This window comes from Acidicapsa acidisoli (assembly GCF_025685625.1).
Classification (GTDB): domain Bacteria; phylum Acidobacteriota; class Terriglobia; order Terriglobales; family Acidobacteriaceae; genus Acidicapsa; species Acidicapsa acidisoli.
Genome location: NZ_JAGSYI010000001.1, coordinates 1,076,137 through 1,099,479, shown reverse-complemented (window position 1 = coordinate 1,099,479; position 23,343 = coordinate 1,076,137). Strand labels below are relative to the sequence as shown.

The window sequence follows — 23,343 nt, the reverse complement described above, 5'->3', positions numbered from 1 at the left end:
TTGTTCTATGCGCTATGGGCAGACCAATGCAGGGCCGGCATGGCGCGGCATTGAACGAGTGAACTTGAGAGAGAGAACGGTGAATCGGGTGCAGACCGCGGGGATGATCATCCAATTGAAAAGCACGCTGCGTACCTTCGGAGTGCTCATCGCGATGGCGGGGATCGTGCTGACGGTTGCGCCTCGGCAGGCTTGGGCGCAAAACGCGGCACAGCAGGCGACGCTCGCGCGTGTGGGCCGCTCCGCTGCGAATCCCAATTCGGTCGGGGCTTTGACAGGCGGCGCGGAAGCTACAACTGTGCCGCTCAGCAAACCTGGCGGATTAGCATTCGATGCGGCAGGCAATCTCTATTTTGCGGACACGGACGACAACGTGATTTGCGAAGTCAATCTGGCCGGTGTGCTTACCATCGTTGCAGGGAGCGGGGAGCAGGGCTTTGATGGAGACAACGGAGCAGCCACGAGTGCGTCGCTCGATTCACCAGTCGGCGTCGCTGTAGATTCCGCCAGCAATCTGTACATCGCCGACACTCACAACAACCGCATCCGTGAGGTGACCGGTGGCGTGATCACTACCATCGCGGGCACTGGCGTTGCAGGCTTTTCAGGGGACGGTGGAGCAGCAACCTCGGCCGCACTCGATCTGCCGACAGCGGTCGCGGTCGATTCTAAGGGCAATATTTACATCGCAGACACGAATAACCACCGCGTCCGCGAGATCAGCGGCACGAACATCTCGACCATCGCGGGCGATGGCGAGCAGACCTACTCCGGCGATAACGGTCCGGCGACAGCGGCAGGCCTGGATTCGCCCCGCGGCGTTGCGGTAGATGCCGCTTTCAATGTCTATATCGGCGACACTCATAACCAACTCGTGCGCATGGTGACATTCTCAACCGGCATCATCTCAACGCTGGCTGGTACAGGTGTCAAAGGCTTCACCGCAGACGGTCCCGCAACATCGGCCGCACTGGCGGGTCCGCGTGGCGTAGCGGTGGATGCCTCAGGAAACGTGTACTTTGCCGACAGCGATAACGACCGAATCCGCACCGTTACCGGCGGAAATGTGAATACGATTGCGGGCAATGGCAGCGAGGGCTTCAGCGGAGATACTGGTCTCGCAGTCAACGCGTCGGTGGATACGCCCCGGGCTGTGGCCGTCATCGGAAACTCGGTGGCATTTGCAGACTCAGAGAACAATCGTATCCGCGCTGTCAATAACGGAGCAATTCAAACCATCGCCGGGGTGGCGCCGCCGGGGACGGAATCCATTGCACTCGGCGGCGCAATGACTGCCATGTACGGCACAGGCAGCATCACCGCAAGCTTTTCCAATGGTAGCCTCACTGCAACTGGCTCTGTGACCTTCTATGACGGAGAGGGTTCTAGCCCGTCGGTGATCGGCACAGCTTCACTTGCCGCCAACTCAGCGTCCATCAGCACAAGCCAGCTCTCCGCAGGCACACACTACATTGTCGCGTCCTACGGCGGCGATACAAACAACGCTGCCGTCACCAGCGGCGTCTACGTCTTCGTGGTTACGCCAGCCCCATTGACTGCTGTGGCCAACGCGGTGAATCTCCTCTACGGCCAAGCCATTCCCGCTCTTACCGGCACCCTGAGCGGCGTGCTGGCGCAGGATTCCGGAAAAGTTACAGCTGCGTTTTCGACGTTGGCCACTATCACATCCGCGCCGGGCACCTATCCTATCGATATCGCGCTGACGGGTTCCGCTGCAGCTGACTACACACTTTCTCTCGGTGCCGGATCGGGCGCTGTCGCAATTGCGCAGGCGCCTACGATCACTACGCTCACCGGCAGCACTGCGAAGCCAGTGGCCGGTGCAGCATTCACTCTCACGGCTAAAGTCGCTTCCACCACCAGCGGTACTCCAACCGGTACGGTCAGCTTCTTCAACGGCGCCTCAATGCTGAGTTCCACTCCGACTGCTCTGAGTGGGGGCGTAGCGACGCTTACCCTCAGCACGCTGCCGGTGGGTGCTCTGAATATTGTCGCTGTGTATGGCGGCGATACCAACTTCATCGCCAGCAACTCCTCCACGCTGGGCGGCACCGTGATCTCACCCGACTTCACTGTCGCGCCGTCGCCTGCGGCCCAAACTCTACTTCCCTCAGCATCCGCCAATTACACCATCACATTGACGCCGACGAATCCGACCTTCATCTATCCAGTCAGCTTGTCGGCCAGCGGACTGCCTGCGGGTGTAACGGCCACCTTTGCGCCGGCTTCCATCCCGGCGGGTGCTGCGGCCTCTACCAGCACCATGACCCTAAGCGCCAGTAATTTGGCATACCAGCGAAACAAGACCCCTTCGCTCGGCGGAATGGCAACCCGTGCTGCCCTGGCGCTTCTGCTGTTGCCAATGGCATTTGGCCGCAGGGCACGCAGAGCTGCCGCACGGCTTTCGCGAGCGGGGCGGATGTTGATCGCGCTGCTTGCGCTCGTGGCGTTAGGCGCCATGAGCGGGTGCGGCGGAGGTGGTTTCTTCAGCCATGCCACCCAGACCTACACCGTAACCGTAACGGCTGTAAGCGGGCCCAATACCCATACCACAGACGTCACTCTGACTGTGCAATAGGAGAACGCATGCAAAAGGTGTGCATTATTGTCGTGGCGTTCCTGTGCGTGGCGTCGGCCTCCATCGGGCGATCACAGGTGACTCCGAAAGAGATTGGTATTCGTTTCAGCGAACAGATCTCCAATGGCTCAGCAGGCACGTGCGGTTGCTTTGAACTAGAGGGCGCGTCAGCGGATATCAAATGGGACCTGGTTCATTTTGGCGAAGAACACTCTTCGACCCTTGGCGTGGTGGTAGATGCCGGTGTTGAACATACCTCCAGCGTCGCTGCCTCCGCCTACGGCCTGACTCTGACGACAGTGACAGCGGGACCCCGGTACGCACTGCCTGCTCGCAAGGTGCGTCTGTTTGCGCAATCCCTCTTCGGCCTTGCGCACGGGACCGGTTCCCAGTTTCCGCAGAACAGCACTCTGGTGTCTTCGGCCAACTCGTTTGCCCTCGATCTCGGTGCAGGCGCGGACTATGTGCTGAACAGGCGGTTATCAGTTCGTCTTGTACAGTTGGATTATCTGCGCACAGCTCTGCCGAACAATTCTACAAATTGGCAGAACAGTCTTCGCGTCGGCGCCGGCCTGACGTTTCGTTTCTCACGTTAGCGGCGAGACGGCTTGAGGCTGTACTGCCTGCATACCTTTTATCCGCGGGAAACTGGGTTGATTGAAGACCAGCGGGAATTTCCCCCGCTGTCCCATTCGACGGTAGGCGAAACGAATGCCGTTTGCCTCAACGAATTGCGTAGAAACTGTAATGGCAGAATAGACCGCTTCTGCAAGTGTGCTCATGCGTCATGTCTCCTCGCTCCAAAGGCTTGTGAGCTTTTGACAAGCTGTTTTATGGACTGGCTAGGCGTTGGTGCCGCCATCAACCGTCAGATTGGCTCCGGTGATGTAAGCTGCGTCCGCACTCGCAACAAATGCGACCAGCGCGGCCACCTCATCAACATGCCCATAGCGTCGAAGCGAAGTCATGGCCAATTGAGGTTGAGCCCAGTCACCGGCCGCCGGATTCAGGTCGGTGTCGATCGGACCCGGCTGAATGTTGTTGACGGTGATCGCACGGGCGCCCAGCTCTCTGGATAGTCCCTGGGTGAACATCTTCACGGCGCCCTTCGTCGCAGAGTAAGCGGCGAGTCCCGGCGTCATCATTCGCTCTCCAACGCAAGAGCCGATATTGATGATCCGTCCGCCATCGTTCATGTGTTTCAAGGCCGCCTTTGTAGCGATGAGCACACCTCGAATGTTGATATTGATCACCAGGTCTATCTCTTCCAGTGTGGTGTCTTCGAACGTCTTCGGGATGGCTGTACCGGCGTTGTTTACAAGCACATCCAGCCGCCCGAATGTCGCGACGGTTTTCTCCACCGCGGCTATAACCGCATCCGCGTCAGTTGCGTCCGCCTGAATGGCGAAGGCTTTTCCGCCGTTGCTCTCAATCTCCTTGACGACGGAAGCGGCGGCATCCGCCCCTCGGGTATACGTGATCGCCACGCTTGCGCCATCGCGTGCCAGACGCTTTGCGATACCGGCTCCGATTCCTCGTGAGCCACCAGTAACAAGTGCGACTTTCTTCTTAGATTCAGACATTGGAACCTCCTGGTTTGGTTTTCAAATTGCCTTGGAACTGTTAGTCGAGGAATAGGATTAGCTGGCTATCCGCGAACTATGAGTGCTGTTACAGCCGTGATTATTCTTAAAAGCCAGAGTAGGGCGCTGCTGCTTTCCCTCATCCTGAACGAGACCGAAGTCCTAAATCATCATGCGATAGGGACAATGGGCCGTCCATTATACGTTCGTTTAGACTTATGATGGTTCGGCTCCAGGCACATTCCCGGGTTCTGGAGAAGGCCGTTGGGTCTCCGGGTGGGCGCAAGACCGACGCGCTCTACCAGGATTCACTGAGCAATCCCAACCATCGGAGAAGACGTCTGTAATGGTCCAGATCAAGGATGCGGCGATGTCGCGATGTAACCCGCTGACCGAAATAACTCACCCGATTCACGTGGCTGGCTCAACGCTGGACCATCGGGCCCATGTTTGTGCTTTTTTCAACACCTCCGATGAGAAATATCAGGTGCTGCTCCCCTTTATGAAGGAGGGCATTGAGTTGGGCCAGAAGAATGTCCACACCATCAATCCTCACCTACGCACTGACCATTACCTGCAACTTGCATCGGCCGGAATCCAAGTGGACGCAGTGCTCCAGGATGGCCACTTGGAATTGCTTGACTGGTCAACTACCCATCTTCCCAAGGGCTATTTTGATCAGCATGAAACGCTATCCACGTATCGGCGAATTATGGACGATGCGACGCAAAAGGGATTCCCGCTCACGAGGTTTGTGACCGACATGGGATGGGCTTTAGAGGCGGATCTGGACGCGAATGCACTGCTGGAGTACGAATCAACCGCGAATTACGAATGGATTCAGCAACGCGAGCCCATTAATCCGGTCATCTGCACTTACGACCTCAGCCGGTTTACGGCCGACATCATTGTTGACGTGATGAGGACCCATCCGCTGGTCATCATTGGCGGAATGCTTCGTGAGAATCCATTCTTCGTTCCGCCTCAGGAGTTCCTGGAAGAGCTGCGTAATAGGAAGCCGACTCGGCTAAAGAGAGTGGGGTAGCGTTGACTTCTGGCGGCACAAAGACTATTGAGACCTACGGTGACGTCGGGCTGAAGGCGTGTCTCAATGACCTTATCGGGATCCTCGCATTACCGGCCATATGGGCAGGCCAGGAACAGGATCATGTCATCAAAACGTTAACTGACGCCATTTGTCGTATTTTCGAGCTGGATTTTGTATATGCGGGCGTGAATCTCCCAGACGGCAAACGGATCGAGAGGATTCGGGTCACCGGCTGGAGAAATACGATCGAGAGCGATGATGGTCTTCGTCAGGTGCTCGGACAATGGCTCAGGAAAGATCCGAAAACTCGATCCTCTGTGCTGAGCAGTCGGCACGGAGATGGCCAGTTCGCGCTTGCGGCATTTCCCTTCGGTTCTGATGGGCGAAAGGGTGTATTCGTCGCCGGTTCCGACCGATCCGATTTTCCGAGCAAATCCGAACGGTTGCTTCTCAACATTGCTGCGAACCAAGCGGCGATTGGGCTGCGAGAAGCTCAGCTGCTGAGCGAACGCACGATTGCTCAAGAACTCAATTCCGAGCGTACTCAGCAAAAGGAAGAGCTGGCGATTGCGAAGGACGAGTTGAGGAAGGAAAACGAACAACGCAAAGCCGCCGAGAGGGCACTTCGCGTGATCGAGGCGCGCCTCTCCCGCGAAGTGCAGATGGCGCTTGTCGCGGAGGAGGCCAACAAATCGCAACTGGCCGAACTGCAAGAGAACTGCTCCAAGTTGACCCGCCGTGAGCGAGAAGTTCTGCCGTTCGTTGTCGCGGGTCGACTCAGCAAACAAATCGCTGGTGACCTTGGCACAAGTGAGATCACGATCCGCGTCCATCGGGGGCAGATCATGCGCAAAATGCAAGCACATTCGCTGGCAGATTTAATCAGGATGGCTGACAGATTAGGAATCCAGTAGCCAAGGTCTGCCTGCCATCAGTCCTGGTAAGCGTGTGACTGATCCTTGTCCAGTCAGGAGACGCGCGGCAGATGCCGGAATTTTCACCGTCGGCTCCGATGCGAAGTTTATGGCACGCAGATCGAGCGCCGCATTCTTTCCTATGCGCAGAGTGAGGATATCCTTTGTCTGTCTGGCGAGCTCAGCTTCCGCTCAGACGGAATTCAGGGCGTGAGGACAGCAGTAGGACACATGATCCACCTCTGCTTCCATTGTGCCAATATTCGAAGCAAACGCAAGCATTCGTCCCATTCGTCTCAGAATGCATCGATCAACGCAGGGCCTCAACCGGCAACGTCTCTATATTGATTGCTTTAACGCTTTGCTGTAGCTGATCACGAGTAACCGATTGCATCAGGATCGACACGTTGAGGTCCGTGGTGCTTTTAGATCGAGGATACTTAGGTGCGTTTGCGGCTGGCCGGAGAGGACCGACCAGCCGTTTTCATCACCAATGTTACTTTGCTTCCTTAGTGATCGCGTCCGCAGCGTTGCCGGCCAGGACCCAGCTTGCCGATCCGGCAACGACGGCTTCATCCTCGAACCAAAGGAATCCGAAGTCGTCGATGCACTCCGGGAAATCCGGCTTGATGACGATGTATCCCGGAATCACGGCGCCTGGAATGTAAGCATTGTCGGCGCGGTTGTTGCTATACGTCTTCGTCTTCGAGACCGTACCGACGCCAGCTACATACGAAGTGCTGGAAACCGGGTGCGTGCCAAGAACGTAATTGACGGCGCGAAGCGTATATTCGGGGCCCACAAGATCCGGAAACGTCTTGTGCAGAAAGTACATCCGGATAGCCATGTCGACCACGGCGCCAGATCCGCCCCAGGTGCCCAAGCTCGGGGGCACACCGAACGGCGTGGCGTCCAACTGCTTGTTCAAATCCGCCACGTAGGTCTTCACCGCTTCCCGCAGCTGATCGTTTGCGCTAGCGTCCAGATAAGGCAACGCCCGGACTGCCGTCCAGCCACGGAAGCCCATCTGCTGGGAGGTGATCATCTGAGGGAACAACTCCTTCAGGCGGGACTTGTAGGGCTCGGCGCCATGTGTGGCAATCGTTAATTCCAGAGCCGCGGCCCAGTCCTGCCCAACGCTGAACGCGCCACGGCCAGCAGGAGGCGCTGGCGGAGTTGCCGGAGTCGGTTGGGCAACGGTTCCGCTAGAAGCCGTCGCCGCGCCCGTATGAGAGCCAGACACCACACCCTGAGACGCCGCCAACACGCCCGCTGCGGGAGCATTTGCCGGAGCTCCTCCGCCAGCCCCGCTCACCGGAGACGGCGTCGGGTGAGCCTTCTCGTCGTTCCATGCCTTAATTGCGGTATCGAGGCAGTCTTTTGCGAGTGCGGCGTCATAGCCTTTCAGCACATCAGACGCTGCAGCCAGCGCTGCAATGGCATTCCACTGAAAGAACGGGTTTGTTGTGGAAAAAATCCAACGGTCGTCCGGCTTGCCCGAGTAATCCCCCCTCACTTCATTCGGACCAAGTTTAGAGTCATAGATGCGGCCGTCGGTTTTCGACGCTCCATCGCCCAGATGGGTATATTGGCGCAAATCCGGTTCGTGAGTGCCGCGGATTGAGTGGCCGATATTGTGAAACTGCGCCAGGATCAATAGCGCGCCGTGCTTCACTTGCTCCACCGTATCCGGCACTCCATCCGGACGATGCATCTCGACCTCACGCGCCCCTTCATCGACAGTAAGCTCGTCGTACTTGAGATCAAACTCGCGGTACGCCAGAGCCAGACTCTGAATTACGCTTAGCTGCGCAGGCTCCTCGAGGTCGTAGTCGCCGGCATCATACCAGCCGCCGACGTTCATCCCGGGAATGTGATCGCCGCCTTTATATTTCCCGTCTGTTGCCGCGGCCTGATTCCAGCCATCGAATTGCTCCCCAACCACGGGTGCGAGACGGCCATCATCCAAATGCGAGGCGCCGTGCCACACGCGGTAGCCTTCGCGAACGGAAACATGATCCATTTGCTCCGCAATGTGATGATCCAGGCTGTCCTGCCAGATGTTCGCGTAAGCGTCCTTGGAGATGGGGAAGGGCGCCGTACGTTGGTTTGCATACTCGATTACATAAAGACCGGGGTCCTTGACCGGCGTGAAGTCGAATTTCGAATAAACGTAGCGCAGCCAGGGCGTTGAAGGCGTGATCGGGCCCTCGAACACTTGTTTATAAGATCCATCCTCCATCAGGCGCAGCACTTTGGCCGTCTTCGGCCCGTTGTATTGGGGATCGAGTTCGACGACCGCAACCTTGGAGAAATCCGGCGCATAACCAACCTGGCTGTGCGCAATCATCGGCGGGCGCGTCCAGTTCGGAATCACATCGGGGTGAATGTGCCACACGATAGCCCCAGAAGTTTTGCCGGAAGGGATCAGCGAACGCAATACAAACCAGCCGTTTTGCGCGCGATCGCGTCCATCGAAGAGCATAAGGTTCGCCGTGTCCGAAACAACGTTGACCCGGGCAAGCGTGTCATCGACACCCAGGGTGATGCTCTTGCCCTCGGCAAATGGCAGCGGCTGCGTGTATCCCTTGGCCTTGTCCCAATCTTCCAGGTAGTACGCCTTCTTCGGCTCATCGGCCAACGGCAACACCTTGACCATCGGATCGTTCGGCGTTCGCGGAAAGATGCCGGCTTTGGTTCCGTCTACAAGGTAAGACTTACCCATGTAGATCGAGGGCAGGAACTCCAGGTTGAAGCCCGCCCGCCCGGCCAGTTTCTCAGATAACGGCTTATCTAGATTGATGCTGACCTTCACGCCACCTGGTTCCGCAGCGACTTCCAGGGTATAGCTGAGATCGAAGGACGGGAAAGCGAGGTCAGCGGTGAGCCGGTTGTTCGCCTTATCGGCGTGGCGGCCTTTGAGGGTCGCCACCAGATCCCACTGTTCGGGCGTTGGCATCAGGCGCACGTCGCCGTTGGTGGCAATGCGTGCCCCGTGGAGAATCATCTCCATGGCAGTGTTCTTCTGGTCTACGAAAACTGGATGGTACGTGCTGTCGTACAGAAACACGCTGAAACCCTGAGTATTCAGGTAATTCTTGTCGGTCACCCTCATGGAGAAATCGGCAGCGAAGAGAGTTGAACCGGAGATCAGTCCCAAGAGAAAACACAATTGAATTCGGATATTCATAAGTGGATCGCGCTGCTCCTTCACTTCTGCCAACCACGATGGACATTCTGTTTGGCTGGTGTTTGTTTCCCGTCGCAGGGACAGTTGAGTCGGTCGCGAAATAGGCCCTAGCGTGTCAGAATAACCATCGGCCTGACTGCACCAATCGCGAAGTGATCGAAAATCATTGCAAGCTCACTTCATACGAGGTGTTAGCTTTGAGTTTGAACCCGCCATCCGCCGCCACATCCTGACGTTTTCCAGCCAGGGTGTGAACACTCAGGATCGACGCATGCTGCGGAAGCATAAGCCTGATCGATCCATCCTGCGCGGCATGAAGCCGTAAGGAGACAATCCTTCCATCCGCCCAATGCATGGACAAAGTAGAGCCGCCACGAAGACACAAGCCTTCAACGGATCCGCTTTTCCACTCCTCCGGCAACGCGGGGAGCAGTGCAACTTCCACTGTTTTGGGCATCCAACGCGATTGGACCAAAGTCTCAAGCATTCCGTTTGCGGCCCCTAGATTGCCGTCGATCTGGAATAGCCCTGGAGGATGCGTGTCCATCAAATTGGGGAATGTCGATTGACGGATCATGACTTGCAGGCTGTCGTAGGCTTGCTTTCCGTCATGAAGGTGATCCCAATAATTCACCACCCACGCACGAGACCATCCTGTCTGTCCTCCGCCAAAGGACAGGCGCCGTTCCAGAGAAACCTGAGCCGCTTTGGCAAGTTCAGGAGTGTGCTCCACCGAGATCTGCGTTCCAGGAAAGAGCGCCCATAGATGAGATATGTGACGATGACCCGGCTCCGGCTCATCATAGTCTTGCTGCCACTCCTGCAACTGGCCGAGCCGGCCAATCTTGAAGGGCGGCAGCTTGCTGCGAGCCTCTTCCAACCGTTCCAGAAAAGCCGGATCTTCCCCGAGAATTTGCCCTGCATCGAGTGTGCGTTGGAGGAGTTCTCGCACAATTTCGATATCCATCGTGGGGCCCATGGTGAGCGAATGACTTGTTCCGTCCGGAAGGGTGTAACGGTTCTCCGGAGAGATGGAAGGACCTGTGACCAGATGGCCGGAATCGTCCTTCACGAGATAGTCGAGGAAGAATGTCGAAGCATCGTGCAGGATTGGCCATGCTCGTTTTCGCAGGAACTGCTTATCGGACGAGAATGCATAATGATCCCATGCCGCAAGAGAAAGCCATGCGCCTCCCATCGGCCACACTCCCCACTGATAGCCATCAATAGGCTCAGCGTCGCCCCAGAGATCGGTATTGTGGTGGATCATGAATCCATGGGCTCCGTAGTATTGCCCCGCGACTTGTGACCCGGTACCGCTGGCGGGATCGCGAACCATGTCAATGAGGTTGATCAGTGGCAATACCGTTTCACCAAGGGCCGCCGGCTCTGCGAGCCAGTAGTTCATCTCCGTGTTGACGTTGATGGTGTATTTAGATCCCCATGGATTGTCGATGCCAGCTGCCCAGATCCCCTGCAAGTTAGCCGGCAATCCGTCCGGCCGCGACGAGCTGATTAATAAGTATCGGGCAAACTGAAAATAGAGCTCTTGCAGCCCCAGATCGTCAGCTCCAGCGCTCACGCGTTTCACCCGCTCGTCGGTGGGCAGGTCCTCACTGACCTTCTGCGTCGCACCGAGGTGCAGCACCATGCGTCGGAATTGTTGCTGATAGACCGCCTCCTGCCTGGTGAGAATCTCTTCGGCTCTCCGCTTTTGTGCGTAACCCAAGACACTCTCACACCTTGCCACAGGATCGCCACCCGCAAAGGGACCTCCTTTGAAATCGGTGGCCGCTGCGATGAACACAGTTACGGCATCTGCGTCTGTTACCACAATCTCTGAGCCTTCTGCATGCACTGAACCGCTTGTGGGCAGAAACAGCACCTCGCCTGCAAACCGAATCTGATCCTTGTGATCAGCTCCCTCGCGCAGAATCAGCCTGTCCTCTCCGCGCGCAGCCACGCTGAAATCATCCGGCCGGTCCATGCTCGCGCGAAAGGCGATCGCCCCTTTGCGGTCTGCCATGAGTCGCACCACGATGACATCGTCCGGCACCGACGCGAACACTTCTCGCGTGTAGCGAACACCATCCATCGTATAGGTCACGCGCACGATCCCAGTGCCAAGATCCAGTTGTCTGCGATAGTCGTCGATTGCGCCACGCTTCGTCGCGCGCAAGTACAGATCGCCCAGCGTGCTGTAACCCGGCATTCCCGGCGGAACGCCGATCATCTCATCCTGAGCCATCTTCTCGGCAGCAGAAATCTTCGCCCCATCCAACCCTTTGGAGTCGAGCAGCATTTTGCGAATCTCTGGAACCGCGCCGTGAGCGCGCGGATTAAGCCGATCGGCGCGGCTGCCTCTCCAGAGGGAGGACTCGTTGAGCTGCAGATGTTCATCCTCACCTGAAGTCTGCGCCCCATCCATCAACGGAGCATTCTTCGGGAAGGCCTGCCGGTCTCCATTGTTGGCACCTGCGTTGGCTCCGCTGAAAACCATCGCGCCGAGCCTCCCGTTGCCGATGGGCAGAGCACTATCCCACACAGGCGCAGGAGTCCGGTACCAAAGGACCTCGCGTGAGTTAGCGGTCTGCGCCGGGGTGAGTTGACCGATCAATCCCGCCATGATGGAAAGACCTGCAATCGCAAACAGCTTAGAAGAACGGATCATCGCCTTTGAATGCGCCGGAACGAAGGTGGGGTTCACTCTACCTTCCATGATCCACTCGTGATTGTTGACCGACCGGCTGGAATAGTCGCGGTGCGAAGTCGTTCAGGTCGCGCCGCCAGGTCTGCCATTCGTGATCGGTGCCGGGCGATTCGTAGAAGATATGCTGAACTCCTCCTTCATCCAGCGAGGTGTGCAGGCTCTCCAGCCCTGTCTTCATACGCTCTGGCTCATTGGTGCCCACGCCGATCCACAGCAGGTGCACGCGCTTTGCGAATGCGGCGGGGTCGGCCAGAGCTCCGTGATATGAGGTCTTCACGTCGAACTTGTTATTGCCCGCCAGGAAAGGATTGCCTGCACCGCTAAACCCGCCGATATAGGAGAAGAGATCGAGATGATCGAAGGTGACCTGAAAGGTTTGCATCCCGCCCATGGAAAGACCCGCCATGGCGCGGTGATCGCGATCGGGAATTGTGCGGAATGTTTTATCGATAAATGGGATCAGTGCTTGGGTCATGTCGTCTTCAAAGGCGCTCATCCGCTCTTGCATGACCTTAGTGAACTCTGGCGAACCGAATGGTTTTCCTGTGAGGTCAGGAACGACATATCCCGCGCGGCTCGCATAACCATTGGCCATGACGATGATCATCGGCTTCGTATTGCCGCTCGCGATCAGGTTGTCGAGGATGAAATTTGCTTTGCCTTGCCGGATCCATCCGGTTTCGTTCTCGCCGCCGCCGTGTTGCAGATAGAGAACTGCACAGCGAGTCTTCGTCTGCGCGTCGTAGTCCGGCGGCAGGTAGACCAGAGCGTGCCGCCACGTCCCTGTCACGCTGGAGTGATACCACACTTCCCGCACCTGGCCGTGTGGCACTTCCTTAGGTAGATAGTAGTCGGCGCCCGCTTCGGGAACTTCAACGGCGCTTGCCCATTTGCTGCCTCCGAAGTAAGCTGTGCTCCCCGGGTCGCTGACCTCTGCGCCGTCGACGACGATCGTGTAGTAGTGAAGGCCGGGCGCCATGGATTTTGTCGTGAAGGTCCAGAACCCGTCCGGCTGCTTCTCCATGTCGGCTTTCTCGCCGCTCCAGAAATTGATCCGCACCTTAGTCGCATCGGGCGCCCTAAAGCGAATCTGGACACGCGAGCTGCTATCGACCTGCGGAAACTGGGCGTCAAGAACGTTGGATGAAGCTGGCTTGAAATCGCCCGAGCCCTGAGCAAGGCAAAGGCTTGCACTTAACAACATCACGATTCCGATTGTTCGCATCATGCACCTGCGTGACAGAAAATGTTTTCAAAGCTCTGTCTCTGAGGGAAATAGAAGCATCGGTATCCTATACCGGCGGATCTGCATAAATAAAGCGATTTTTTAGCTTGTACTCTTCGTCCTGTCCTTTGTATAGTCAGGTGGTTCCATTTTTGGAGATCAACGACGCTTTCTAGGACGGCCCCGGGGCCAACAATTCAGAAAGCGTTTGCTGAAGTGCGCAAAGGGGAGATGTGTTTCGTTTGGCTCTTGCTGTTCTCAGATACCGAGGAGCTGCTCCTGCGATGAATTGGCGCATCGCTGCGACCTTCCGGACTGTGGCGCATGGCCCCGGACAAAATCGATGCGACGGTTCAGGTAGATAAAACGCCCGAGGTTCAGGTCGAGGAGCAGTCGCTCGGGGCACTGCCCGGAACACTGTTTATATGCCCATTTAGCGTCAACATTTATTCCTATCCAGTGCAGTAGTCCGCCTTCGAGCAAGGAGTCCAGATGAAAACCGTTCCGTTGTCAATCGTCATCGCACTTGTCATGATTACCGCACCAGCGGGGACGCTCCGCGCCCAGGTGCAGACGCTTGTGCCCGACCCCGTGCCGGGCGCAAAGCCGGTGGCCGTGGAGCACATCAAGATCCATGGTGCGTCTCTTGAAGGAAACCTCGAGGGCGAGGCCGTCGATCGAGATGTCATTGTCTTTCTGCCGCCGAGCTACGAGAAAGACAAGAAGCGCCGCTATCCGGTGGTGTATGCGTTGCACGGATACTCGATCGGAGCCGAGCAGTGGACGCATGAGATTCATGTCCCGCAGACCGTTGAAGGAGCGTTCGCGAAAGGGGCGAAGGAGATGATCGTCGTCCTGCCCGATTCCAAGACGATTTACAACGGCTCCATGTATTCAAGCTCTGCCACGACGGGCGATTTTGAGAATTATGTCGCGCGCGATGTTGTTGCCTACATCGACGCGCATTACCGCACCATCCCGGATCGGCAGAGCAGAGGATTGGCCGGCCACTCCATGGGTGGATACGGCGCTTCCCGCATCGGCATGAAACACCCCGATGTATTCGGCGCACTCTATATCATGAGCCCGTGCTGTATGTCTCCAATGGCTGGCGGTGGACCTGGGCCAGCCGATCAAATGAAGGAGCGGGCGATTGCCAACGAGAAGAAAGTTTCGGCGGCGAAATCCCCGACCGACCTCGCCGCCCAGTCGCCGGGCTTCCAATCGGCCCAATACGCGACGGCGGCAGCCTGGGCGCCCGATCCGAAGAACCCGCCGCTCTACTTCGATCTGCCAACGAAGGACGGTGTGCCGCAGCCGGAGATCATGGCAAAATATGCAGCCAATGCCCCGCTGGCATTCGTAGATCAGTACATCGGAAATCTTAAGCAGTACCGCGCCATTGCGATGGATGTCGGCGATCAAGATGGTTTGCGCTTCGACGCCACCAAACTGCACCAGATTCTCGATAACTATGGGGTTGCAAACAGCTTTGAGATATACTCTGGCACGCACACGAGCGCTGTGGCTGATCGCTTCCAGAACCACGTGCTGCCATTCTTCAACCGGAATCTATGCTTTACGACAGGTTGCCGCTAACATCTTCACAAGGTCTGCAATTATCACTCATTCGTCTGAAAATAAGTAACACGGGTTCTGCAATTGCGCTGCAAAAAAGATCTGTCTGGTTATGCGGCAGGAGATATGCAAAGGAGAGCATTCATGTCGGGATCTTCAAACCGTATTGTTCTCACCCGCCGCGAGGCGCTGCTTCTTTCCGCATCTGCGGCAGTAAACATCACAACCGGCCAATCCGCGCTCGCCTCCGACAGTATCAAGACCGCGGCACATCAAGAGCCTGGCAACTGCTCCACGCCGCGCTCGGCGGTTGCGAAGACGCAGTATGGAAAGGTGCGTGGGTTTGTCGACGGCGGTGTGCTTACGTTCAAGGGAGTGCCTTATGGCGAGACCACGGCTGGGGAGAATCGCTGGCTCCCCGCAAAGCCGCCCGCACCTTGGACGGACGAATATCCAGCGCTGGTGTACGGAGCCAATTGCCCCCAGAATCTGCATGCATGGACGGGCATCGAGCAAACGTTCCTCTTTGACTGGGACGACGGTTGGCAAAGCGAGGACATGCTGAAGCTTAATATCTGGACGCCGAGCCTGACAGGTAAGCGTCCCGTGATGTTTTACATGCACGGAGGAGGGTTCAGTTTCGGATCGTCCTATGAATTGCCCTCGCATGAAGGCGCACAGATGGCGCGGCACCATGACGTGGTGCAGGTCTCTGTCAATCATCGCCTGAACATTCTTGGGTTCTTTGATGCCGCGGAGATTGGCGGCTCGGCGTATGAGGACTCGGCGAACGTGGGGATGACGGACCTGGTTGCAGCGCTGAAGTGGGTTCACGAGAACATCGAAAACTTTGGCGGCGATCCGGATCGGGTGATGATCTACGGACAGTCGGGCGGCGGGTCGAAGGTGACGACGCTGATGGGCATGCCTTCGGCGGTGGGGTTGTTCCATCGGGCTTCGGCGCAGTCGGGCGGAGGCGGGAATATTCCCAGCAGGGATCAGCAGAAAGAACTAGCCCGGCAGGTGATGAAAGAGCTCGGGCTTGCGCCGAATGATATTGGGGCCCTACAGAAGATGGAGTGGGCGAAGCTGTTTGCAGCAGGCAATGCTGCAGCGGCGAAGATTAATCCGCCGGGGCCGCCGATGATGGGACCGGGAGCGCCGGGTGCACCGCGGGTCGGGTGGTCACCGTGTGTAGACGGCAAGGTGATCAACATGCGGTCTTTCTTCGATGCTGCGCCTGAGATATCGAAGAATGTGCCCATTTTAATTGGCTCCGTCAGTGAAGAAGGCAACCGCATGTCCTCTAAGCCTACGGAAGAAGAGTGGCATGCGAGCCTGACCAAAGCTTACGGCGACGAAAAGGCAACGGCCATTGTAGCCGCTCTGAAGAAGGCCTATCCGCAAAAACAGATTCGAACCTTGTCCTACATATGCAGCGGCAATCCAGGATTGAACGGGCTATCCATGCGCAACAACGTGGTGAAGATGGCGCGATTGAAGCACGAACTCAAAGCCGCTCCTGCTTACACCTACTACTTCACCTGGCAGACACAGATTCTCGATGGCGCACCGGGCGCGTGGCACACCGCCGATCTCCAATTCTGCTTTGATAACACCAAGCGCTGCGAGCAGGGAACGGGCAACACACCCGAGGCGCAGGCACTAGCGAGAAAGATGGCTGCATCATGGGCAACGTTTGCAGCAACTGGAAATCCGAGCATACCTGGCCTGAGATGGGAGCCTACCGACCCTGAAATGAACAGGACGATGATCTGGAATAACCAATGCCGTATGTCGGATGATCCCGATGGAGAAGCTCGCAGGATCATATTGGCATAATCCATTCGACCGGATCCTGGCGTCGCGAACAGGGCATGCGGACCACACCGTGTGAAGTGCGACAGTCAAAGAGCATGGCCGCGTTTGCAGGACGATGATAGCGGGGCCGAACAGGTCTCGAAGTTCGACAATTCGAGCCATCTAGCCAACTCAAGTCGAGGACTCCGCTCCCTATGAATCGACGACACTTCCTCATCCACTCAACTGCAGCCGCCGTCACCGCGTCACTTGCTTCCAATTCAGTTATTGCCACTGTTGCTGCGGAGGAATCCCGTGTTGCTGTCCTCGTGATTGATACAGATCGCGCGTCCGTACCCATCGACAAACGCATCTACGGCCAATTTCTGGAGCACATCAATCACTCGGTCGAAGACGGCCTCTTCGCCGAACAAATCCGTGGCGCTGGATTCGAAGGTCCGGATTTTCAGACTTATTGGGAACCTATTTCTCAGCAGGGTCATGTCGAAGTTGCCCAGCTCGACTTTCAGAATGGCAAGAAGAGTGTACGCCTGCGCGTCGACGGAGGAGAGGCAGGCATCAGGCAGAAGCGTATCTTTCTTGAGGACAATACGAAATACGAAGGCTCTCTTTGGGTGAAGGGAGAGAATGGTTCCCCGAAGCTTACTCTAGGAGTCCTCGGTTCCACTGGAAACACCATAGCATCGGTGCCACTTGTGTTGAACGGAACTGACTGGCATGAGCTTCCATTTTCCTTTACCAGTCATCTACGAGACACCCAGGCCTCCATCGAGATCACCGCCTCCGGCCATGGCGCCCTCCTCATCGACTTCGTCTCCCTCATGCGTTCTGATGTCCGCCACGACGGCATGCTTCGTCCCGATCTCCTCAATGCTCTGTGTAGTCTCGAACCCTCCTTCATCCGCTGGCCCGGAGGCTCCTTTGCCTCCACTTACAAATGGAAGGAAGCCGTCGGCCGGTATGCCGCTCGCGGCTATCACCCCAATATCTACTGGGGCAACTACTCTGATTACGCCGGCTTCGGCACCGATGAGTTCCTTGGACTCTGCAAGCGCCTCAATTGCGAACCGCTCATCGTCTTGGCCGCTCCTACAACCAAGCAAGAAGATCTCGATTACGCCATGAACTGGGTCCACTACCTTAATGACCCACCCTCAACCGAGTGGGGCCGCCTGCGAACACAAAACGGCCATCCCGAGCCCTACAACGTTCGCTACTTTCAGATCGACAATGAGCCCATGAACAACGGCTTCACGCCCGAGTCCTACGCTGGAATCGTCAACATCTACGGCCGCCGTCTTCGCGCAATCGTTCCGGGCGCCCGCATCGTAGCCTGCGGCCAAAAGCGTTCCAATGACATGGACTGGAGCAAGAAGGTCATCGACATTGCGGGCAATAACTTCGATATCCTTGGCTGCCACAACTATGAGTACGAGCCTGATAACTTTGCCTCAGGCATCGATCGTATTCGCGGCTACCTAACTAACCTCTGCGAGTACGTCCGCGCCTCCAGACATCCGAACATTGAGGTTGCTGTACTCGAATGGAGTCTCCAACACACTTATGATTGGCGTGCCGGCCTACACGCCGCTGGTAGCCTCATCATGTATGAGGAACTCAGCCCCGGTCTCACCATGACCTGCCCCGCCCTTCTTATGCGTAACACCACTGATGATCCAAAGTGGACCTCGGCCATCTATCACGACCACGTATCCTGGTTTCCCGGCGGTAGCTACGTCGTTGAAAAGCTCTTCCGCCAGCACTTCGCGCCACGCTATCTGGCTTCCGCCGCTGGCACTATTCGGGACGTTCCTGACCGCAAGCTCCTCTTCGACAAGATCTCCACCCAGATTCCATCCGGCTGGCTACCCGACTCCGTTGACGCTATTGCCACCACCAGCGAAGACAACCGCCGTATCGTCATCAAAGCTGTCAACTATCAGGGAAACCGCAACACTCTTCTTGTCCGCCTGCAGGGTAACGCTGCTCCTGAGCGGGCCACCGCGACCCTTCACATCATCACCGCAAGACTCAACGATCAGGCCTCGATCGAAAATCCTGAGGTTATCGCTCCTGTCTCTCGTCCTTTCACTTACGGAAAAGATCTCACCATTGACCTCGATCCCTACACCGTAGCCGTCCTGGAGATTCACACAATTTGAGAGTGATGTCAGATAAATTTTCTATCAGGGCGCTGAAGTAGATGCAGAGAGTGCGGGTAAGAGCAAGCGCTAGTAAGGAAGCGTCGGCGGCTTAGCGGCCGTCAACGTTGATCCCTGACGATCGCGGTGATGCTTGTCACATAGAGGATTTGAACTGGCACCACGCGCGGCTAATGTTGGGCGCTAGACATTTCTGTTACTAACTTATCTTTGAAATCGGCCACCTCGTTCGGCACTATGATGCCTTCAGTGATAGATGAGCGTATTAGTTATTGTGCACTCTTTAAGAATCTGTAGCGAATCCGAGTTGATCGTCGGTTTCAATGCAATCGGCATCCTTAGACGCAGTGATTTCAACTTTGCTCCTAAATTAGACGGCAATTCTTGGAGATGAGATCAAGTTCACCATTGATATTGAGGCCGATTTCTAACAGCATTCAACGAAAAGATTATGGGCTGCCAATTCCCTCAAAGAGATAATCCACTTGTCTGTATAGTCGGCTATCCGGACATTTGCACAAGGGCGCCTACACCCAACTCCTGGGCTGTCGCCTATCTGGACAGAGCACCGAGGTCGCTCCCAGCGGCCAGCTCGCCCTTCCCAGAACTGGATCATGTAAGTGTGGCCGGCCACTCGCCCGCGACCAGTAAATTCGGAGTCCGCAGGGTCTCCGACGAGCGCCCGGCGACAATGCATCCACCGACAGCAGCGGAACTTGCAAAGGTTCTCCGAATTCTCACCCAGCCGAAAGCGGATCCTGCCTGGAAATCTCAGTGGGCCATGAGCCGCGAGCAGTCACAGAACTTTCGTGGAGTCGAGTACGTACACCCTTGCAGGCCGGGCGTGGTCGCTTACGTGGTTAGCTCGCAAGTCAGGATCGAGTTCTGAAAGGACCTCTCATCATGAATGCACGGAGAAATGCTTTTTCGCTTTTGACAGCGCTTTTCGTTGCCATATGCCTTCCCATCACGGCTGCTTCACAAACCATACCCAACCGCACGGCCATCGACGCCGAAGTTAGCAAGATACTGGCTCGCACCCACGCCAACGGTATGGCCGTTGCAGTCATCGATCACGGCAAGGTCGACTACGTCGACGCCTACGGCATCCGTAACGCCAAAGGAGATCCGTTGACCACGGACACGGTCATGTACGGCGCCTCTCTCACCAAGACAGTGTTTGCCTACACCGTCATGCAACTGGTCGATCAGGGCAAGCTCAAACTTGACACACCGCTCAAAGACTACCTGGAAAAGGCGCTCCCGAGCTATGGCCCCGATACCGTTTTCCCAGACAAGTACGGGCCCTATAAAGATCTGGCCGACGATCCGCGTTGGGAAAAGATCACGCCGCGTATGTGCCTGACTCATTCCACCGGCTTCAGCAACTTCTGGTTTATTGAGCCCGACCAGAAACTGCGCATCCATTTCGAACCCGGCACTCGTTTCAGCTATTCGGGTGAAGGGATGATCCTGCTGCAGTTCGTGATTGAACACGGGAGAACGGCGCAGGGGTTGGGGCTGGACGTCGGCGATCTGGCCAAGGCAGATTTCAACCGTCTGGGAATGCCCCGCACAAGCCTTGTGTGGAAGAACGGTTCCGACCCCAACGTGGCGGATGGCTGGAACGATCAGGGCCAACCGCAGCCCCACGAGAAGCGCAGCAAGGTGCGCGTGGCGGGATCGATGAATACCACCATCTCAGACCTGTCAAAGTTTGCCGCGGCACTGGTGAGCGGCGATGGCCTGAGTCCGGCCTCGCGCGCCGAAATCACAAAGCCAAGCTTGCATATCACGACTGCCGGTCTGTTCCCGCTCTTCCAGCCCGATTTGCCTGTGAGTGAACAGCGCAAGGATCTGGCTTCGGGGCTGGGAGTCACTGTATTTGACGGCCCGCAGGGCCACGGCTTCTTTAAGGGCGGCCATGATGGACAGACCGCGAATACTCTGATCTGTATCGAGGCCAGTCAGCGCTGCGTGTTGATCCTTTCGAATGATGTTCGCTCGGAAGCGGGCTTCGTCGAGTTGGTGCGGTTTATCCTCGGCGACATCGGCGAGCCTTATGACTGGGAATATGGCGACCACGCTGGGAAGTCTTGAGGCCGCGGCGAGTCACTGAGACTTGGGTGCGAACGCTGACAGAAACAGTCGTGCCGTAGTTCCGGTTTTATAGTCGGCGATCCGGACAGCACCTGTTTTGGCCCAATGTCCGGTTTGCCGATTTTACGGCAACTTCCCGGTGAGCGCTACACGAACCACAGGTGGGGTGTGAGCTTACCGAGCCGGCATTTGCGCTGGTTGTCTATCTTCCACTGATCGGGAAGCCAGGCGGGGGTGCACTCATTTGGGCCGCCGGCTCCAACGGGACCTCCCTGATAGTCGCATGGCCGGATAGTAAACAACGAGGCGCCGCCGGTTACCGCTTCGTGAGTTTTGGCTGACAAAATCGCAGGGAACGCAATTACTTGTCGGATGCACCCAACCGTCGCGAAGACCGATATTGTGTCGGCGACATTCCGAAAGAGGCTTTGAACAATCGGCTGAAATGGGCGGAATCATTGAAACCCCACCTATAGGCGATCTCGGTTATGGAGGCCTCGGTATCTGCTCCGTCTAACTCTGCTCGGCAACGCAGGAGACGTCGTCTTCGCACCCACCCTGATACGGTCTCGCCCTGTTCGCTGAACAGCGTATAAAGATATCGAATCGAGATCCCATTAGCTTCGGCAATCCTCGTCGGCGATAGATTGACGTCATCAAGGCGGGCTTCGATATCGTCGCTGATGCGCGCAAATAGCTGATCGCGAGGCGCTATTGTTGACGATCGCCGCTGTGCCCGGAATGCGGCTCCCAGCAGTTCCAGCGTTACGTCGACGGCGTCAAAAGGCGTGCTATCGTTCCGCGTCATCACGCTATCGGTCAATGTCGACAAATAGGAACCCAGAAGCGTGGCCAGGTTGCTGCCACCAGGCAAGTGCAAGCCCTCGTAGGTCTCGGCGTTGTACAACACGCTTTCAAACCGCGCGATCGGGACGATCATGCACAGCTTCTCGAATTTTTCAGGCATCTCAAATGAAACTGGGCGCCCACTATGCCAGACGCAGATTTCGCCGGGGCCGACGATCACGAGGTGGTCGCCTCTCCTACACAGGGTCGAGCCGAATCTTTGATATAGGATTCCAAGGTACGTGTCGCCGTCCCCCGATATCTCCGCGCGCCCGCGTACCGCTCCAAACGGATTGCCGGATAGCTCGACGAGGCGGATGTCACCCAGGCGATGTGACACAACGTGCGTGAGAAGAGGAGCCTCGCGCGTTTCAGAAACGGTCCAGCCAACCAGATCGGAAGTCAAGGCGTGATGGAGAGACTCCCGATCGACATATGTCCGCCGCGTCGCGACTGCCAGGCTTGCCATAGCAGATACATCCTTCGAGCCGCACCTTTTTGCAGTTCTGGCGAATAGGTCACCCTATTGCCGAAAGCCAGCTTTGGCAACCTTGCCACTGGCTTTCGGTGCAGCCAAATCCAAGAAAGACTGCACGGACGTACATGCGACTCCCATCCAGTAATTCTAATCTAGGCCCATGACAAAGGCTCGACTCGCCACAATCCAAGACTTGGTGCAGGTTGCACAACGCCGCATTCCAAAGACCACGTTAGGGTATTTCGAAATCGGCACCGGCGTGTTGGACCAGCCAGTGGTGATCGACGGGAACGTAATCACGGGCCGCTTTATTTACGACATCCCGCAGTTTGTCGATGCGATTGTCGCTCAACTTATCTGAATGCCAAACCAAAAGGAGATACCAATGGTCGAACTCATCGTTCTCTACAAGACACCCAACGATCCTAAGCATTTCGAGAAGTACTATCGCGAAGTCCACGGGCCGATGACCACCAAACTGGCCGGAGTTAGAAGCTACTGCTATGGGCCTGTCCGTGCGGTGGACGGCGGTGCCGGCGAATTCTTCTGGTACTGGTCCGGCACATTCGACAGCACTCAGGCTGCCATCGATGCCATGGCCTCCCCGGAAGGCCAGGCGGGCGCTGCCGACGTGCCGAACTACTATCACGATGTTCCGCTCTTCATGTTCTTTGAAAAGTAAGCCTACTTCGAAGCCATCACAACCATAGCCAGCAGGAGATTATTGTGGCCGCTTATTTGAATGCATTTACCAAGGTAAAGAATGCCAACCGCATTCCCGAGTATTCGTCAGCCGCTGGACCAACCTTAGGAGCGTCAGGGGGGAAGCGTTGTCACCCGCGGCAAGGCCCGATCGCTCGTTGGCGGGTTCAGCGCTGATTCCTGCTTGATCGTGAGATTCAAAGACGCTGCGGCGATTGAAGCTTGGCACGGTTCTCCCGGGTACCAGGCGCTGATTCCGCTGCGAGATGAGGTGATGGATTCAAATTTTCTGGTACTGGAAGAGCCTGTCTGAAGGGTACGAAACACCTTGCGGCGGCGTTTATCCCGCCACGCCCTTCCAGAGCCCCAGACCAGCGATCCGCCTTC

At 56.8% G+C, this 23,343-nt stretch carries 17 protein-coding genes and 1 pseudogene; 12 read left to right on the top strand and 6 right to left on the bottom strand.

Going from position 1 to position 23,343, the window contains the following annotated elements:
* Nucleotides 1-7: 7 nt before the first annotated feature.
* Together OHL23_RS04425 and OHL23_RS04420 are read left to right on the top strand one after the other, a co-directional pair.
* Nucleotides 8-2,599 (top strand): Ig-like domain repeat protein, encoded by a 2,592-nt coding sequence (locus OHL23_RS04425; RefSeq protein WP_263350557.1) that lies wholly within the window; start codon nucleotides 8-10, stop codon nucleotides 2,597-2,599.
* 8 nt (nucleotides 2,600-2,607) lie between these two features.
* Nucleotides 2,608-3,195, top strand: a complete 588-nt coding sequence (locus OHL23_RS04420) for an outer membrane protein (protein WP_263350556.1) — start codon at nucleotides 2,608-2,610, stop codon at nucleotides 3,193-3,195.
* Here the strand turns inward: OHL23_RS04420 and OHL23_RS04415 are convergent.
* Together OHL23_RS04415 and OHL23_RS04410 are read right to left on the bottom strand one after the other, a co-directional pair.
* Nucleotides 3,187-3,381 carry a hypothetical protein gene (locus OHL23_RS04415; protein WP_263350555.1) on the bottom strand — a complete coding sequence of 65 codons (195 nt, stop codon included), beginning with the start codon at nucleotides 3,379-3,381 and terminating at the stop codon, nucleotides 3,187-3,189. The genes OHL23_RS04420 and OHL23_RS04415 overlap by 9 nt on opposite strands.
* A 60-nt stretch (nucleotides 3,382-3,441) precedes the next feature.
* The gene (locus OHL23_RS04410) at nucleotides 3,442-4,182 is read right to left on the bottom strand and encodes an SDR family NAD(P)-dependent oxidoreductase (protein WP_263350554.1); all 741 of its coding nucleotides are present in this window, start codon (nucleotides 4,180-4,182) and stop codon (nucleotides 3,442-3,444) included.
* A gap of 346 nt (nucleotides 4,183-4,528) precedes the next feature.
* On the opposite strand from OHL23_RS04410, the gene OHL23_RS04405 reads away from it, so the two are divergent.
* Both OHL23_RS04405 and OHL23_RS04400 read left to right on the top strand, forming a co-directional pair.
* Entirely contained in the window at nucleotides 4,529-5,227 is a 699-nt protein-coding gene (locus OHL23_RS04405; RefSeq protein WP_263350553.1) for an MEDS domain-containing protein, read from the top strand.
* 2 nt (nucleotides 5,228-5,229) lie between these two features.
* On the top strand, nucleotides 5,230-6,144 hold the full coding sequence (locus OHL23_RS04400; RefSeq protein ID WP_263350552.1) for a response regulator transcription factor: 915 nt from the start codon (nucleotides 5,230-5,232) through the stop codon (nucleotides 6,142-6,144).
* Between the two features lie 496 nt (nucleotides 6,145-6,640).
* Here the strand turns inward: OHL23_RS04400 and OHL23_RS04395 are convergent, their stop codons facing one another.
* The 3 genes from OHL23_RS04395 to OHL23_RS04385 all read right to left on the bottom strand — a co-directional run bounded on the left by OHL23_RS04395 (nucleotide 6,641) and on the right by OHL23_RS04385 (nucleotide 13,272).
* Nucleotides 6,641-9,358, bottom strand: a complete 2,718-nt coding sequence (locus OHL23_RS04395; protein WP_263351724.1) for a glycoside hydrolase family 9 protein — start codon at nucleotides 9,356-9,358, stop codon at nucleotides 6,641-6,643.
* Between the two features lie 139 nt (nucleotides 9,359-9,497).
* Nucleotides 9,498-12,053 carry a glycoside hydrolase family 95 protein gene (locus OHL23_RS04390; protein WP_263350551.1) on the bottom strand — a complete coding sequence of 852 codons (2,556 nt, stop codon included), beginning with the start codon at nucleotides 12,051-12,053 and terminating at the stop codon, nucleotides 9,498-9,500.
* Nucleotides 12,043-13,272, bottom strand: coding sequence for an alpha/beta hydrolase-fold protein (locus OHL23_RS04385; RefSeq protein WP_263350550.1), 1,230 nt, complete (start codon nucleotides 13,270-13,272; stop codon nucleotides 12,043-12,045). Before OHL23_RS04385 ends, OHL23_RS04390 begins: the two co-directional genes overlap by 11 nt.
* A gap of 321 nt (nucleotides 13,273-13,593) precedes the next feature.
* Between OHL23_RS04385 and OHL23_RS04380 the strand changes: the two genes are divergently transcribed.
* From OHL23_RS04380 to OHL23_RS04360, 5 genes are all read left to right on the top strand, one after another.
* Entirely contained in the window at nucleotides 13,594-13,737 is a 144-nt protein-coding gene (locus tag OHL23_RS04380; RefSeq protein WP_263350549.1) for a hypothetical protein, read from the top strand.
* Nucleotides 13,738-13,761: 24 nt separating this feature from the next.
* Nucleotides 13,762-14,868, top strand: a complete 1,107-nt coding sequence (locus OHL23_RS04375; RefSeq protein WP_263350548.1) for an alpha/beta hydrolase — start codon at nucleotides 13,762-13,764, stop codon at nucleotides 14,866-14,868.
* A gap of 123 nt (nucleotides 14,869-14,991) precedes the next feature.
* Nucleotides 14,992-16,689, top strand: coding sequence for a carboxylesterase/lipase family protein (locus tag OHL23_RS04370; RefSeq protein ID WP_263350547.1), 1,698 nt, complete (start codon nucleotides 14,992-14,994; stop codon nucleotides 16,687-16,689).
* A 173-nt stretch (nucleotides 16,690-16,862) separates the two neighbouring features.
* A complete protein-coding gene (locus OHL23_RS04365) occupies nucleotides 16,863-18,830 on the top strand; it encodes a carbohydrate binding domain-containing protein (protein ID WP_263350546.1) in 1,968 nt (655 codons plus the stop codon).
* 903 nt (nucleotides 18,831-19,733) lie between these two features.
* Complete coding sequence (locus tag OHL23_RS04360; protein ID WP_263350545.1) at nucleotides 19,734-20,930, top strand: serine hydrolase domain-containing protein; 1,197 nt, start codon at nucleotides 19,734-19,736, stop codon at nucleotides 20,928-20,930.
* Between the two features lie 361 nt (nucleotides 20,931-21,291).
* Here OHL23_RS04360 and OHL23_RS04355 read toward each other — a convergent pair whose 3' ends face one another.
* Nucleotides 21,292-22,245 carry a helix-turn-helix domain-containing protein gene (locus OHL23_RS04355; RefSeq protein ID WP_263350544.1) on the bottom strand — a complete coding sequence of 318 codons (954 nt, stop codon included), beginning with the start codon at nucleotides 22,243-22,245 and terminating at the stop codon, nucleotides 21,292-21,294.
* 169 nt (nucleotides 22,246-22,414) lie between these two features.
* Here OHL23_RS04355 and OHL23_RS04350 point away from each other — a divergent pair, with 169 nt between their 5' ends.
* The 3 genes and pseudogenes from OHL23_RS04350 to OHL23_RS28705 form a co-directional block, all read left to right on the top strand.
* On the top strand, nucleotides 22,415-22,615 hold the full coding sequence (locus OHL23_RS04350; protein WP_263350543.1) for a hypothetical protein: 201 nt from the start codon (nucleotides 22,415-22,417) through the stop codon (nucleotides 22,613-22,615).
* Between the two features lie 24 nt (nucleotides 22,616-22,639).
* On the top strand, nucleotides 22,640-22,936 hold the full coding sequence (locus tag OHL23_RS04345) for an EthD family reductase (protein WP_263350542.1): 297 nt from the start codon (nucleotides 22,640-22,642) through the stop codon (nucleotides 22,934-22,936).
* Between the two features lie 144 nt (nucleotides 22,937-23,080).
* Nucleotides 23,081-23,269 (top strand): annotated as a pseudogene (locus tag OHL23_RS28705) (DUF1330 domain-containing protein); the annotation flags it as partial.
* Between the last annotated feature and the right edge of the window lie 74 nt (nucleotides 23,270-23,343).